We start from the raw sequence: 14872 nt of genomic DNA on the forward strand, positions 1-14872 counted from the left end.
TCCCCATTTTTAATTACCAAGTCCTCCGCAGGGAGGCAATTTTAAAAAGCTTACTCTCAGTTTTTCATTGGTCACAACACAACAACACAACTTCGGCCGGCCATGAGGGCGGCAGACCATTGTTTAACACTCCTGTACCTATTACAGGATTAATTAAAATTTATGATTCCTAAGACTTTTAAAGAGGTCATTGACCTCGGTGACGGTAGGACTATCTCTATCGAAACCGGAAAATTAGCCAAACAGGCACACGGCTCTGTGGTTGTCCAATCGGGCAAATGCATGCTGTTGTGTACCGTAGTATCGAATTACAAAGCGTCGGATGTAGACTTTCTGCCGCTTACCGTTGACTACCGGGAGAAATTTGCAGCCTCTGGCCGCTATCCCGGAGGATTTTTTAAACGTGAGGCCAGGCCAAGCGACGGTGAGATCCTCACCATGCGTTTGGTAGACAGGGTTTTGAGACCCCTCTTCCCTAAGGATTATCACGCAGAGACTCAGGTGATGATCCAACTGATGTCTCACGATGAGGACGTGATGCCGGACGCCATGGCCGGACTGGCAGCTTCCGCTGCGATCCAGCTTTCAGACTTTCCATTCGAATGTGCCATCTCTGAAGTAAGGGTTGGCCGTGTAGATGGTGAATTTATCATTAACCCCACCAGGGCTCAGCTCGAAGATTCCGACATCGACATGGTGATCGGGGCTTCCGCAGATTCAGTGATGATGGTGGAAGGTGAAATGGGAGAGATCTCCGAAGAGGATATGGTGGAAGCCATCAAATTCGCCCACGAAGCCATCAAGGAGCAATGCGCTGCCCAGATGAGGCTGGCCGAAGCCTTCGGAAGGAAGGAAGTAAGAGAATACGAAACAGAGGCCGAGGATGAAGATCTTGAAAAGAAGATCCGAGAAATGGCCTATGACAAGGTCTATGCAGTAGCGAAGGCAGGTTCGGCCAAACAGGAACGGAGCCAGGCCTTTGAGGAGATCAAGGAAGAGGTCAAGGCCAGCTTCAGTGAAGAAGAACTGGAAGAAAAAGGCGACCTGATCACCAAGTATTACTACAAGGCCGAAAAAGCGGCTGTCAGGGATCTTACACTGGACGAAGGGCTGAGACTGGACGGACGGAAGACTGACGAAATCAGACCTATCTGGTGTGAAGTGGACTACCTGCCATCAACCCATGGTTCTGCCATCTTTACACGAGGGGAAACACAGGCCTTAGCGACTGTCACCCTGGGTACGTCAAGGGAAGCGAACCAGATCGACATGCCCTCCTATGAAGGAGAGGAAACATTCTATTTGCACTACAACTTCCCTCCTTTTTCCACAGGAGAAGCCAGACCTATAAGGGGTACTTCCAGAAGGGAAGTCGGACATGGAAACCTCGCTCAGAGGGCTCTTAAAAGGATGATCCCGGAAGATTGCCCTTATACCGTGCGTGTGGTCTCCGAAGTACTGGAAAGTAACGGATCCTCGTCTATGGCTACCGTTTGTTCCGGAACTATGGCGCTCATGGACGCCGGGGTGCAGTTAAAGAAGCCTGTATCCGGTATCGCCATGGGATTGATCTCTGATGCGGAGACAGGAAAGTACGCTGTATTGTCCGATATCCTTGGAGATGAGGATCATTTGGGAGATATGGACTTCAAAGTAACCGGTACTGAAGACGGGATCACGGCCTGCCAGATGGATATCAAGGTCAAAGGACTCTCCTATGAGATCCTTGTCAAGGCTCTGAAACAAGCCAGGGACGGTAGGTTACATATCCTGAAAAAACTTACCGATACCATTGAGGCACCAAGACCAGATGTAAAACCTCACGCCCCGAAAATGGTTACTACCGTTATTCCAAACGAATATATCGGAGCGTTAATCGGTCCGGGAGGAAAAGTGATACAGGAGCTACAGAAAGCGACCAAGACCACGATCGTTATCAACGAAGATCCCGTGACGGAAGAAGGAATCGTAGAGATCCTGGGAACAGACCAGGCCGGAATCGACGCCGTATTGGCCAAGATCGATTCCATCACCTTCAAACCAGAAGTGGGAAGTGTATACGAGGTGAAGGTCATCAAGATGCTAGATTTCGGTGCCGTGGTAGAATATATGGAAGCCCCGGGGAATGAGGTCCTGCTTCACGTATCCGAGCTGGCCTGGGAACGCACGGACAAAGTAACCGATGTGGTCAACATGGGTGATGTGTTCGACGTGAAGTATATTGGGATCGACCCGCGAACCAAAAAGGATAAGGTATCCAGAAAGGCGCTTTTACCCAAACCGGAAGGATATAAGGAAAGGCCTCCAAGGAACGACAGGAATAGCCGCGGAGATCGCAACGACCGAGGTGGTCAAAGGAGACCGCAGCGACAGAGAAGAGATTGATTCCGTTCCTGATAAACATCAAAACCCCGGCATTTTGCCGGGGTTTTTTGTTTTTTTTAACATTTTTATCAAATTTTCCTTGCCCACATGTAACATTCCTCATTTTTATACGTATAAATATATGCAGTCCATGCACTATAACCTAAATAGAAAGGAACCTATTAGATGAGACAGTTAAAGATTACAAAACAGGTGACGAACCGTGAAACGGCGTCACTGGACAAATACCTTCAGGAAATTGGCAAGGTAGACCTGATCACGGCTGATGAAGAGGTAGAACTGGCGCAGCGTATCAAGGCCGGTGACCAGTCGGCTCTTGAAAAGTTGACCAAAGCCAACCTGAGATTCGTGGTTTCTGTAGCTAAGCAATATCAAAACCAGGGTCTAACCCTCCCTGATTTGATCAATGAAGGCAACCTGGGCCTGATCAAAGCCGCCCAGCGATTTGACGAGACCCGAGGTTTTAAATTTATTTCCTATGCCGTTTGGTGGATCAGACAATCTATCCTCCAGGCCCTGGCAGAACAATCTCGTATTGTGCGCCTACCCCTGAACAAGATCGGCTCCATCAACAAGATCAATAAGACCTTTGCATTTCTGGAGCAGGCTCATGAAAGGGTGCCTTCTGCGGAGGAAATCGCCAAGGAGCTCGATATGACCGTGGAAGATGTGAAGCAATCCCTTAAGAACTCGGGAAGACACGTATCCATGGATGCCCCCCTGATTGACGGGGAGGATTCTAACCTGTACGACGTACTGCGCAGCGGAGAATCTCCTAATCCCGACAAGGATCTCTTGCACGAATCATTGAGAACTGAGATCGAAAGGGCCCTGGAAACCCTGACTCCAAGGGAGGCTGATGTTATCAGGCTCTATTTCGGACTTGCCGGACAGCACTCCATGACCCTGGAAGAAATCGGAGAAACGTTCGACCTGACCCGCGAACGCGTACGTCAGATCAAGGAAAAGGCCATCCGAAGGTTGAAACACACCTCGAGAAGCAAGATACTCAAGACCTATCTGGGATAAAATCCCTGAATAAAATTCGCTGAAAGACACTCCTCAAAATTGGAACTCTGGAGATTTTAGCTTATTTTTAACAATAACAACAGTGTATCATGACTGTTCGTTTTTTGATTGATGAATAAACTCCGGCTGATTACCGGAGTTTTTCATTTGATCCCACCTCAACTTAGAACACCGTATATGAAACCAAGGAAAGTAGCACCTTACTGCCTGCCATTTCTCCGCAAACTATCACCCCCCTTCTCCCTGGTCCTTTTGTTTATTATGACCATTGGCTTCAGCTCCTGCAAGGACAGCGAGCTCCCGGAAGTCCCAGCCCCCTTCACCACACCTTTGGGCAAGGTCTTCCCCAGGGAAAAGGCCAGTGGCAAGGCCCTGCAGCAATATCTGGAAGCTAGGCAGGCTTATGAAAAAGACACTACAAATGTGGAAGCTCTTATCTGGTTCGGGCGACGCACAGCCTATCTGGGGTACTACGAGGAAGCAATTGCTATCTATTCCCAGGGCATCCGAAGGTTTCCTGAAGAGGCCCGCCTTTACCGGCACAGAGGGCACAGGTACATCTCGATACGGGAATTCGACAAGGCTGTAGCCGACTTGCAAAGGGCCAGTGAACTCATCAGGGGAACCGAGAATTCTATTGAGCCCGACGGCATCCCGAACGCCATGAATATTCCTGTAAGTACGCTACATGGAAATATCTGGTACCATCTCGGTCTTGCCTACTACCTTAAAGGCGATTACCCGGATGCCTACAGCGCATATCTCAATTGCCGCGAAAGCGGTTCAAATCCGGACAACCTGGTCTCGAGTACCCACTGGCTCTACATGATCCAAAGGCGGATGGGTCAATACAGCGCAGCAGACAGTCTTCTTAGTCCGATCACCACCGACCTGGAGGTTATTGAAAACAACAGCTACCACAACCTTTGTCTCTTCTACAAAGGATTGACCACGGAGGAGACCCTTATCCCTGATGGTGAGCCCTCTGCTGCCTCAGATGCCGTGGCCTATGGCCTGGCCAACTGGTATTTTACGAATCCGGATACTGATGGAGTTAAAAAAGGGGTTGAGCTTATGAAAGGGATCGTCCAAGGTGACAACTGGAGTTCATTTGGTTACATCGCAGCAGAAAGTGACCTTATCCGTCTCCAGAGAAAAGCTGATCCCGTAAATACGGATTAGCTGAGGTTTGTTTACTTTTACAGATACCAAATACTGCTGACCGATGAATCGCGTAAAAATTGCTCCTTCCCTCCTTGCTGCCGACTTTGGAAATTTGCAAAGAGATGTTGAAATGGTCAACAAAAGTGATGCTGCCTGGCATCACCTCGACATTATGGACGGCCTGTTCGTGCCTAATATTTCCTACGGAATGCCTGTGGTCAAGGCGATCGCCAAACACGCCACGAAACCCCTGGATGCCCACCTGATGATCGTAGATCCGGACCGGTACATCCAGACTTTTGCTGACCTTGGGGTTTATCTTCTGACCGTCCACTACGAGGCTTGTCCACATCTCCACCGAACTATTCAGGCCATCAAAGCAGCGGGGATGAAGGCAGGTGTCGCCCTTAACCCCCATACCGATGTTTCCCTGTTGAATACTATTTTGAAAGACCTGGACCTGGTCCTTGTAATGAGTGTCAACCCCGGATTCGGAGGTCAGTCTTTTATCCCGGGGACCTATGACAAGATACGCGAACTAAGGAAGATGATACGGCAGCAGGAGGCTTCGGTCCTGATTGAAGTTGACGGAGGGGTGGGTCCTGACAATGCTGCTAAACTCATAGACGCAGGGGCCGATGTGCTTGTGGCGGGGAGTTCAGTCTTTAAATCGGAGGATCCAAAAGGAGTTATCGCCGATCTCGCATCTGCAGTGATCTCTTAGAACATGGAAAGATAATATTTCAGCAAATCTGTTGTGGTCACCATCCCGACTACCTCTCCATCATCGACAACAGGTAAGGAGTGGTATTTGCGTTTTACCAGCAGTTCCGTGGCATCTCTGACGGTATTGGTGGAACTGATCGTTTCAGGGGTGCGAACCATCAACTGGTTAATGCTAAACATCTCGTAAATTTCCGATTTTACATTCCCTTCTTCCACAAAGGCACCATCCGCAAAACTCAACCTGAGGAGGTCGTTCATACTCAGCATACCCACGATCTTTTTCTTACTGGTAACCGGCATATGACGAATGTTGTTTTTCTTGAACAGGTGTTCTGCCTTATCTAAGCCGTCTTTGATATCCACTGAGATGATATTCTTGGTCATGATCGTGGAAATGGGAATATCTATGGAAAGGGTCATGATGTGATCTTTTAGTTTGATATCCTAAATATCCGATTCTAAACTCCAAAAAATCATGATAATTGTCAGGTTTACCATCTGTGGTATACCTCAGGGTTTCTGGAGGATGTTTGTTAATTTTGTACTCATAAAGCGCACTGTAAAAAATCAGGGAATTCATGAAGCAGGTATTTGACGTAATTATCGTTGGTGGAGGTCCGATAGGGATCGCATGTGGTCTGGAAGCTAAAAAGAAAAAACTTCGCTATCTGATCATAGAGAAGGGTCCCATTGTCAATTCCCTTTTTAACTATCCCGTAAACATGCAGTTCTTTTCCTCCTCGGAAAAGCTGGAGATCGATGAGATCCCTTTTATCAGCAAGGAAGCTAAACCAAAAAGGAATGAAGCCCTGGAGTACTATCGCAGGATCGTGACTTCCAACAAACTGAATATTCAGCTCTTTGAGAAGGTAAATTCGGTAGTGAAGGAGGGTGAGCTTTTTAAGATAGAATCTGAAAAAGCAACATACGAGTCGAAGAATGTGATCATATCAACCGGATTCTATGACCTGCCGAACACACTAAATGTACCCGGGGAGGAGCTTCGGAAGGTATCCCATTATTACAAGGATCCCCATTTTTATGCCAGTCAGAAATTAGCCGTAATCGGGGCCAGTAATTCGGCTGTGGATGCTGCCCTGGAATGCTGGCGTAAGGGAGCCGACGTCACCATGATCATCCGCGGCCCGGAGGTCGGTCAACGCGTCAAGTACTGGGTCAGGCCTGATATCATCAACCGTATTGAGGAAGGCAGTATCAAAGCCTATTTTAACACTACAGTTTCTGAAATCCGCCAGAAGGAGATCGTACTGAATACTCCGAATGGAGAGGAGCGTATCGAGAACGATTTTGTCCTGGCCCTTACCGGATACATGCCAAATTTCGAATTTCTTAAGTCTATGGGGATCCATTTGTCGGATGACGAGAAGAAATTGCCGGACTACGATCCGGAAACCATGGAGACGAATGTACCCGGGCTATACCTGGCCGGGGTCATCTGCGGAGGGATGGAAACTCACAAGTGGTTTATCGAAAACTCACGTGTGCACGCCAAGGTCATCATGGACCATATGGTGAGGGAGCGTGCTGTTCCCGCTGAATAAACGAGACCCCTCTCAGGAAGTTATAGCCTTTGAATCGACCTGTTTCCCGGGAGGGATCCCGAATTCCTATGTAAAGGAATATTTTTTCTGAAAAAAAGTTTACTGGATATTGACGCTGAAGGTCACTGCCAGATCGGTCTCACCACCGGCATCGGCCAGCCCTGAGTTTGGTTTCAGGGGTTCATGCCTGAGTGTAAAAGCGATCGTCCCACTGCTGGCAGTGGTGGTGGTCATTGTAAATGCTGTTCCCAGTGGGTTACCATTCCCGTCAAAATTGGCATACTCCAGATTCGCGTTCAGCGAACTGCCGACGGTATAGAAGAACTGGTGCTCCTCATCTTCTTCCTCCACCTCTGTGGTGATGTCCTCTGCAGGGGTCTCTGTTTCATTGAGGAGGACGATGGTTCCATCGTAAATAGCGTTTTCCGCGAAATCACCCGAAACAGTTACCTCGGGAGGGTTTGGACCATCGCCATCCAGATCCCTCGATTGGAGCGTAATCGTAGTGCCACCGCCCTGGGGAACAAAGGTGGCCGTAAAGGTAGTGATGATCTCTTCTTCGTTGATCGGTTCCGGAGCCGGCTCATCATCAGAGCAGGCGGTGAAGGTCAACATGCCAAAAGAAAACAGGATAAATGATTTAAAGGGTTTCATAGCTAATAATAAAATTTAATAATGAACAATAATTTGAAGTTGAATATTTCTTCCCATGCCATCAGCGAAAAACCGCTGCCTGTTCAGGTAATCCCTGAATGTTGTGTTTAGCAGGTTATTCACGATGAGCGAGGTCGTTAGTCTGCCGGAAGTCCCGAGAGAGAAGTCCAAAGAGGAACTCAATCCCACCAGGTGATAGGCCGGGGGTGGGGTATTGATCTCCAGCAGAACATCTTGTTGTTGTTCCGGGGAGAACACAGTAATATTAGGCGGAACCTCATTTTGCCTGAGCACGAGGTCACTTATAAAAGACACCTCAAAGTCGTGCCACTCCTTTTTAAGAAAATCGACCTGATTCCTGAAACTGACCGGTGGAATATTGATCAATGCCAGGTCCTGCGACATATCTTTACCCTTTACCAAGGACATCTGATGTTCAGTTCGCCAGTTCGTATGCCAGTTCACATATGCGGAGGCATCAAACCCTAGTAACCGGGCATTTGTCTGCCGGTAGCTCCACACAGGAAATGCCCCCCTGATCGTAAATTCTAAGCCGGTGGGTTCGAGCAGGATAAAATCAGATAGGAAATTGGCGTAAGGCTCAAGGGTAAAACCCCATTTCTGCAGGCGTCTTTCAAACGAGGCGGAAAACTTGTGAGAAGTCTCGCTTTTTATCCTCAGATCTCCCAGCTCTATCCTTGCGGCTGAATGGTGCAGCCCATCGCTAAATAGCTCGGAAGGATTGGGTGCTCTCTGAGAAAGGGCATAATTGAACCTCAGAAAGGTTGTGTTATCCCTGTTATAATGGATCCCTGAGGTCCCCGAGAAATTTTCGAAAGTGAAAACCGGGTTGGTGAGGAGTTGAGATCCGACTTCTTCAATTATAATATCGGAAAATTCATCTTCATATCCCCTTTCCTCCCACCTTGTGGTTTGGTAATATTTTAGTGCATCAATCTTCGAGAAATCATACCTGAATCCTGCATCGAGGCTCCAATTGGCTGTCAGATTGTACTCCCCGGTAACAAAGGCGCCCAATTCCCACCTTTTATAGTCCGGTATCAACCTCCTGACACCGGTTGCCGGGTTCGGAAAGTTTTCCTGATATCTACCTACAAGTCCGGTATGCAAGTCGATTTTCTCTGCTGCATCCCATTTAAAATCCGTACTGACCGAGTGAGTGGTGAGCTCAAGATCAAGAGAAGCCTGGTCATTCAATTCCCCTCTCCTGACATCGTATTCTTTCCTGCGGTTCTGCTGGAAATCGTACTGGGCACTCCATTTGCCCAGGCCTTGAAACCTTTTGTACGCAGAGATCTTGGCCAGATGGTGTCTTACATCCTGTCTGGGATTCTGAAGATCATAGGTAAAAGGCCGTATAATCTGTGGTTCTCCACTGTTAATGCTGCGGATCAGGTCGTCTATATTCCCAATATGAGAGGCCCGTAAAATGGCGATCTCCGCATCGTAAAAAGAATACCTGCCCTGAATCCCCCAGTTGAGGGTTCGTTTTCCGAATTCTAGGGAAGAGGCAGTTTCAGAAATACCCGTATTGGAAAGGATATAATCCGGAGACTCCTGGTCGCCCAGTCGTTTGAAGGAACCCTGCAATCTAATAAACCAGTCGTCCTGAAATATCTTGGTCAGATCCGTGGAAATATTTCCTCCCCTTCCATTCGAAAAACCATTGAGAACCGTTTTACCATACAAGGTGTCCTGGGCTGGCAGGTAGGCCTGCTCCATTAGAATCACTCCACCTATGGCGTCTCCCCCGTATTGCAGGGCTGAAGCTCCTTTTATGACCGTAACCGATCCGGCTGCATTCACATCCACGTTAGGGGCGTGTTCGTCACCCCATTCCATGTCCTGCATCCTCACCCCGTCATTGAGCACCAGAACCCTGCTCCCATTGAGACCATGTATGGCCGGTTTTACGATGTTCGACCCTGTATTTAAACTGGAGACACCCCTTAAACCTTTGATAGCGTCACCCAGACTGTTACCGCTGTTTTGCAATAGGGCCTCCTCGGACAGCCGATTTTCCAGACCCGAGTTAGTTTTACCCGAATAGATACTGCCAATTACTCTTACCTCATCCAGTTCTTCCAGGTGGTGTTCCAGCAGGAAATCCTCCTTTTTGGTTTCCGGTATATTAATAGGGAAAATGAGGGTGCGGCACTCCGGGTGCATGACCTCGATCTCATAGGTTCCGGCGCAGAGATTCTCAAAGGAATACGCTCCGTTCAGGTCTGTGTAGGCATAGGTGCCCATCTTAGCGATATAGAGTGTAGCTCCAGCTAACGGAGTTTTGTCATGGAAATCCATGACCTTTCCGCTTAGAGTATGATTACACTCCTGGCTGCTGGCCTGGAAGCCCGTGAAAAGTGCGCAAAGCGCTATGAAGTATCTGAGATACATGGAATAACAGTGATGTATTAGGATGGGAAATAATCCTTTGTCAAAGGAAAAGAACCCATTTTTATAAGGTGGGTCCAGGGGTCATCCAATTGCAGGAGGAGGCCTGCCAAATAAGGTCGGATCTACCCTGTCTGTCTCCTTAGTCGAGACAAGGGCCTGAGAGATGTCACTGTGAGTTCCGCTCCACAAGACCGGTATCGCGGTGGAGAAGGTAACCTGATCAAAGGAAGTGGATTCGTGTAAGAGGGAAAAGGCGCAAAGTTCACATTTCACTCGATCGTCATCCTGTGCGTGAGTCAGGGGATGGTAATCAAGAGATTTGATTCCCAGGAAAATACCTAGGAGTAAAAGGGCGATTACCGATGTAAACCTTTTCACCTGCATAGTGCTCAAAAATAGATAATGAAACGCTTTTATCTGTTAATGAAGTGCTAATTTTCCGTTCAAACTCTTCGAAATATAGTGTCTGTTACAGAAACTTTCTCCTGATTTCCAGCGATGTACAAAATCGAATTCGAAATTACCTGGGAATTGCAGGGAGAAAGGCGAACTTGTATATGGGGAGGAGGCGTACGCCCCAAATGGCAGTATTTAATGGAAAATAATTAAAAGTCTGGCCGTGATCAGAGACAGACGCATTCTGTGGACTTCATTATACTCAGCTAACTTCTAACGCTCCGCAGTATTACCTCCACCTGATCCCGACAACTATCGGGACTATCGGGATCGGTGTTCCTCAACGCTCCCCTCCAGAGGAGGGCAGGCGCGTTGAAAATGGGATTAGCTCACTGTCGATCGGTGATCCTCAACGCTCCCCTCCAAAGGCGAGCAGGCGCATTGAAAACGGGATTACCTCACTGTCGATCGGTGATCCTCAACGCTCCGCGTTGAAAATGGTCCAAACAAAAAAACGCTCAAGCGAGCTTGGCGTTTTTTATTATTGGACCCTTTATTCGTGACCGCGGGAGGATTCGAACCCCCAACCCTCAGAGCCGAAATCTGATATTCTATCCAGTTGAACTACGCGGCCGTAACTATCTGTTCAATGCGAGCGCAAAGGTACACAAAAAGATATTTCCCAAAAGAATAAAAACTACGTGAGGTGTTTGCGGACGATATTGGAAATGGTCTTCCCATCTGCCTGTCCTGCCAATTTTTTCGTAACAGCACCCATCACCTTTCCCATATCTTTCATTCCCTCAGCACCTAGTTGTTGGATGGTTTCACTTACAACTTTCTCAATCTCTGACTCATCGAGCTGTTCGGGCAGGAATTTTTCGATGACCACCACCTGAGATAACTCGTCTGCGGCCAGATCTTCCCTTCCCTGCTCTTTATATATAGCCGCACTGTCTTTGCGCTGTTTTACCAGTCGCTGAACTATTTTTATCTCCTCCTCCTCAGAGATACCGGTACCCGCACCTTTCTCGGTCTGGGCAAGCAGCAAAGCCGATTTGATAGCCCTCAGGGACTCCAGGGCTACGGAATCCTTGGCTTTCATAGCTGATTTCATCTCCTGCATAACCTTTTCCTGTAAGCTCATTGATTCGATTTTTATGTCCTGCGAAGTTAAAAAAATAAACCCGAAAGGACTGGCATCTTTTCGGGTTTTGGCTAGGTTACTAAACCGAACAAAAAACTAACTAATCTACATTATCGTGTAAAAATGAATTGTTGGAACGCAATTGCATTTCGTCATTGCTGTCCTCGCCAAGGGTAGTACGTGATACCTTACCCTCCTTAGGGCTGTCACTCAAATTAACTCCCTGTCTTTTATAGGCAGGTTCCTTTTCAATCTCTTCGATATGACTCAGGCTATTCTGGAATTTATAATTAAAATCCTTGAGCTTCCGTCTCCTCTCATCGGCCCTGGCCTTTAACAGTTCTTCAATGGGTGAATTCATAGGGTCGATCTCACCTTTCTGCTCATCCTTATTGGACTGTTCGTAGGCACTTACGGTCTTGTGCTCAAAGACTAGTTCATCCTCCACGATCTTGGGATCGAAATCCTCTGCCTTGGAACGGGCACCGGTAAGCTTTGATTCCAGTTCCATATAATCATCGAGGCTGTACCGTTTCTCCCCGTCCTTGTTGTATTCAAGGACCGGTATTACCTCAATATGCTCGTTGACATCAATTTCACTGATATCTTCATCCAGTGAAAAGGTGATCACGTGCTCCTTTTCGTCCTCTTCCTCTTCGCTCTCGTCTGAGAGAGGTAGATCAAAACTCAAGGTAATTTGCTCTTTTTTCTCTTCTTTAGGAGCGACGGTGACCGGATCTACAACCTCCATATCAAATAAGGCGTGTTTAGAATCGATGATCACAAAGCTATCCTCATCAATATCTTTGGCTACTACCTCATCATAGAAGACGTTGAAATTGCGAATAAAATTGGTGGTTGGCACCAGGTCCATGTCATTTTCAACCTCCAGTACATGCTTTATAACAGTATCCTTTTCTTCAACTTCCATCTTGACCTCAGTGAACTCTACCGGATGGTCAGACAAATTTTGCTCGGCCTTTTGTTCATCCTCCAATGTATGGATGATCTTTTTGGATTCTGTGTTGACAATCTCATCCTGCTGGTCTACATTGAAGCCTGTGGCAATGACGGTTACTGCAATAGCATCTCCCAGTGCTTCATCTTCCCCGACACCCATGATAATGTTGGCTCCATGTCCGGCTTCAGCCTGAATATGGTCATTGATCTCACCGATTTCGTCGATGGTGATCTCTTTGGTCCCGGATACGATGAGCAACAGAACGTTCTTGGCCCCTGTGATCTTGTTGTCGTTGAGCAATGGAGAATCAAGTGCCCTCATGATCGCCTCTGTGGCCCGCGCAGAACCCGAAGCCATGGCCGATCCCATAATAGCCGTACCACTATTGGAAAGTACCGTTTTGGCATCACGCAGGTCGATATTCTGTGTATAGTGATGGGTGATCACCTCTGCGATTCCCCTGGCCGCAGTAGCGAGTACCTCATCCGCCTTGGCGAAACCGGCTTTAAAACCGAGATTACCATAGACTTCTCTGAGCTTATTGTTATTGATGATGATCAGGGAATCTACGTGTTCCCTGAGCCGCTCAATACCTTTCTGAGCTTGCTGACATCTCATTTTCCCCTCGAACTGGAAGGGCATGGTCACGATCCCCACCGTAAGGACGTCCATCGCCTTTGCCTGCTTTGCAATTATAGGAGCTGCACCGGTACCGGTACCCCCACCCATACCTGCAGTGATAAAGATCATTTTTGTGGTCGTATCAAGCATACGCTTGATATCCTCCATGCTCTCCACGGCCGCCTGCTCCCCTACTTCAGGATTAGCGCCAGCTCCCAACCCTTCGGTCAGGGAAACGCCCAACTGGATCTTATTGGGAACAGGGCTGTTTTGCAGTGCCTGGGAATCTGTGTTGCAGATCACGAAATCCACACCATTGATCCCGGCCTGGAACATGTAATTTATTGCATTGCTACCTCCTCCACCGACGCCGATCACTTTAATGACATTGCTTTGATTCTTGGGGAGGTCAAAGGAAATATTTTCAAATTCGGTGTTCTTGCTCATGTTGATCTTATTAGGGGTTTTTATGATTTGCTTTATTTATTCCGCGTTGTCTAAGAAATCCTTCAGTTTCTCAGACCATCGGTCGAAGACAGATTTACGCTCTTTCTTTTTTAGGGCCGTGGATGCGGTCTCCTCATGTCCCTGAAGTACCATTTCCTTTTCCTTTTCTGCTTCCAGGGTCTTCAATCTGCGCTTGTCCTTGTTCTCCACCGCATTCATGAGCAAACCTACAGCCGTAGCATAAAGCGGACTTGCGATTTCGGCGTCCGAATCCCCGGCGAGGTGCTCATTGGGATATCCGATCCTGGTATCCATGCCGGTGATGTATTCCACGAGTTGTTTGAGGTGCTTTAACTGGCTTCCGCCGCCTGTGAGTACAATCCCAGCGATCAGTTTCTTTTTCTGTTCCTCATGTCCGTAATTCTTTATCTCCACATATACCTGCTCGATGATCTCAACCACCCTTGCATGAATGATCTTGGACAGGTTTTTAAGGGTGATTTCTTTGGGTTCCCTGCCCCTCAGTCCCGGAATGGAAACAATCTCATTGTCTTTGTTCTCTCCGGGCCAGGCCGATCCGAACTTTATCTTCAGCAATTCTGCCTGTTTTTCGATGATGGAGCAGCCTTCCTTGATATCCTCTGTGATCACGTTTCCTCCAAAAGGGATGACTGCAGTATGCCTGATGATCCCATCCTTGAAGATCGCCAGGTCTGTGGTACCACCCCCTATATCGATCAGGGCCACACCGGCCTCCTTCTCTTCCTGGCTCAATACAGCCTCTGAAGAAGCCAAAGGTTCGAGTGTTATGTTATACAGATCCAGGCCTGCGCTCTTAATACACCTACCTATATTCTTGATAGAGGAAACCTGTCCTACCACCACGTGAAAATTGGCTTCGAGTCGGCCTCCGTACATCCCGATAGGTTGTTTGATCTCAGCCTGCCCGTCTACCTTGTATTCCTGTGGCAACACGTGGATGATCTCCTCTCCCGGTAACATGACCAGCTTGTACACCTGGTTGCAAAGCTTGTCCAGATCGTCCTCATTGATCACTTCTTCAGAATTGGCACGGGTGATGTAATCGCTGTGCTGAAGGCTACGGATATGCTGTCCGGCAATCCCGACAACCACGGAACCGATCTTCAGGCCTGAATTGGCTTCCGCCTGTTCCACGGCCTGCTGTATTGATTTTATGGTCTGGGTGATGTTGTTTACAACCCCGCGATGAACCCCGAGGCTTTTAGACCGGCCAATGCCCAGCACTTCAATCTTGCCATATTCGTTTTCCTTGCCGATGATCGCCACTATCTTAGTGGTTCCAATATCGAGGCCAACTGAGTAATTTACCTGATCCATAAT

At 47.9% G+C, this 14872-nt stretch carries 12 protein-coding genes and 1 tRNA gene; 5 read left to right on the forward strand and 8 right to left on the reverse strand.

Annotated elements, in window-relative coordinates:
- Window positions 1–162 precede the first annotated feature (162 nt).
- The 4 genes from IEV19_RS05070 to rpe all read left to right on the forward strand — a co-directional run bounded on the left by IEV19_RS05070 (window position 163) and on the right by rpe (window position 5302).
- Complete coding sequence (locus IEV19_RS05070; RefSeq protein WP_188369585.1) at window positions 163–2385, forward strand: polyribonucleotide nucleotidyltransferase; 2223 nt, start codon at window positions 163–165, stop codon at window positions 2383–2385.
- 165 nt (window positions 2386–2550) lie between these two features.
- On the forward strand, window positions 2551–3414 hold the full coding sequence (locus IEV19_RS05075) for a sigma-70 family RNA polymerase sigma factor (protein WP_163691380.1): 864 nt from the start codon (window positions 2551–2553) through the stop codon (window positions 3412–3414).
- A gap of 177 nt (window positions 3415–3591) precedes the next feature.
- Window positions 3592–4596 (forward strand): tetratricopeptide repeat protein, encoded by a 1005-nt coding sequence (locus tag IEV19_RS05080; protein WP_188369586.1) that lies wholly within the window; start codon window positions 3592–3594, stop codon window positions 4594–4596.
- 43 nt (window positions 4597–4639) lie between these two features.
- On the forward strand, window positions 4640–5302 hold the full coding sequence (gene rpe, locus IEV19_RS05085; RefSeq protein WP_188369587.1) for a ribulose-phosphate 3-epimerase: 663 nt from the start codon (window positions 4640–4642) through the stop codon (window positions 5300–5302).
- Here rpe and IEV19_RS05090 read toward each other — a convergent pair.
- Window positions 5299–5724, reverse strand: coding sequence for a CBS domain-containing protein (locus tag IEV19_RS05090; protein ID WP_188369588.1), 426 nt, complete (start codon window positions 5722–5724; stop codon window positions 5299–5301). The two genes, rpe and IEV19_RS05090, sit on opposite strands and share 4 nt — an antisense overlap.
- A 158-nt stretch (window positions 5725–5882) precedes the next feature.
- On the opposite strand from IEV19_RS05090, the gene IEV19_RS05095 reads away from it, so the two are divergent.
- Entirely contained in the window at window positions 5883–6866 is a 984-nt protein-coding gene (locus tag IEV19_RS05095) for a YpdA family putative bacillithiol disulfide reductase (RefSeq protein WP_188369589.1), read from the forward strand.
- 99 nt (window positions 6867–6965) lie between these two features.
- On the opposite strand, the gene IEV19_RS05100 is transcribed toward IEV19_RS05095, so the two are convergent.
- The 7 genes from IEV19_RS05100 to ftsA form a co-directional block, all read right to left on the reverse strand.
- Window positions 6966–7520 carry a type 1 periplasmic binding fold superfamily protein gene (locus tag IEV19_RS05100; protein WP_188369590.1) on the reverse strand — a complete coding sequence of 185 codons (555 nt, stop codon included), beginning with the start codon at window positions 7518–7520 and terminating at the stop codon, window positions 6966–6968.
- 15 nt (window positions 7521–7535) lie between these two features.
- Window positions 7536–9938 carry a TonB-dependent receptor gene (locus tag IEV19_RS05105; RefSeq protein WP_188369591.1) on the reverse strand — a complete coding sequence of 801 codons (2403 nt, stop codon included), beginning with the start codon at window positions 9936–9938 and terminating at the stop codon, window positions 7536–7538.
- An 81-nt stretch (window positions 9939–10019) separates the two neighbouring features.
- The gene (locus IEV19_RS05110) at window positions 10020–10322 is read right to left on the reverse strand and encodes a hypothetical protein (RefSeq protein ID WP_188369592.1); all 303 of its coding nucleotides are present in this window, start codon (window positions 10320–10322) and stop codon (window positions 10020–10022) included.
- 572 nt (window positions 10323–10894) lie between these two features.
- A tRNA-Arg gene (locus tag IEV19_RS05115) sits at window positions 10895–10968 on the reverse strand.
- A gap of 63 nt (window positions 10969–11031) precedes the next feature.
- Window positions 11032–11481 (reverse strand): GatB/YqeY domain-containing protein, encoded by a 450-nt coding sequence (locus IEV19_RS05120; protein WP_188369593.1) that lies wholly within the window; start codon window positions 11479–11481, stop codon window positions 11032–11034.
- A gap of 100 nt (window positions 11482–11581) precedes the next feature.
- Window positions 11582–13510, reverse strand: a complete 1929-nt coding sequence (gene ftsZ, locus IEV19_RS05125) for a cell division protein FtsZ (protein ID WP_188369594.1) — start codon at window positions 13508–13510, stop codon at window positions 11582–11584.
- A 36-nt stretch (window positions 13511–13546) separates the two neighbouring features.
- Window positions 13547–14869: a cell division protein FtsA gene (ftsA, locus tag IEV19_RS05130; RefSeq protein ID WP_188369595.1), complete on the reverse strand. Its 1323-nt coding sequence runs from the start codon at window positions 14867–14869 to the stop codon at window positions 13547–13549.
- Between the last annotated feature and the right edge of the window lie 3 nt (window positions 14870–14872).

Origin of the sequence: Muriicola marianensis (assembly GCF_014638095.1) — a bacterium.
Taxonomy (GTDB): Bacteria; Bacteroidota; Bacteroidia; order Flavobacteriales; family Flavobacteriaceae; genus Muriicola; species Muriicola marianensis.

Coding starts and splice junctions, on each gene's coding strand:
- IEV19_RS05110 (WP_188369592.1), bottom strand. CDS start 10,322: ATGCAGGTGAAAAGGTTTACATCGGTAATCGCCCTTTTACTCCTAGGT.
- IEV19_RS05100 (WP_188369590.1), bottom strand. CDS start 7,520: ATGAAACCCTTTAAATCATTTATCCTGTTTTCTTTTGGCATGTTGACC.
- IEV19_RS05120 (WP_188369593.1), bottom strand. CDS start 11,481: ATGAGCTTACAGGAAAAGGTTATGCAGGAGATGAAATCAGCTATGAAA.
- ftsZ (WP_188369594.1), bottom strand. CDS start 13,510: ATGAGCAAGAACACCGAATTTGAAAATATTTCCTTTGACCTCCCCAAG.
- IEV19_RS05090 (WP_188369588.1), bottom strand. CDS start 5,724: ATGACCCTTTCCATAGATATTCCCATTTCCACGATCATGACCAAGAAT.
- ftsA (WP_188369595.1), bottom strand. CDS start 14,869: ATGGATCAGGTAAATTACTCAGTTGGCCTCGATATTGGAACCACTAAG.
- IEV19_RS05095 (WP_188369589.1), top strand. CDS start 5,883: ATGAAGCAGGTATTTGACGTAATTATCGTTGGTGGAGGTCCGATAGGG.
- IEV19_RS05080 (WP_188369586.1), top strand. CDS start 3,592: ATGAAACCAAGGAAAGTAGCACCTTACTGCCTGCCATTTCTCCGCAAA.
- IEV19_RS05070 (WP_188369585.1), top strand. CDS start 163: ATGATTCCTAAGACTTTTAAAGAGGTCATTGACCTCGGTGACGGTAGG.
- IEV19_RS05075 (WP_163691380.1), top strand. CDS start 2,551: ATGAGACAGTTAAAGATTACAAAACAGGTGACGAACCGTGAAACGGCG.
- rpe (WP_188369587.1), top strand. CDS start 4,640: ATGAATCGCGTAAAAATTGCTCCTTCCCTCCTTGCTGCCGACTTTGGA.
- IEV19_RS05105 (WP_188369591.1), bottom strand. CDS start 9,938: ATGTATCTCAGATACTTCATAGCGCTTTGCGCACTTTTCACGGGCTTC.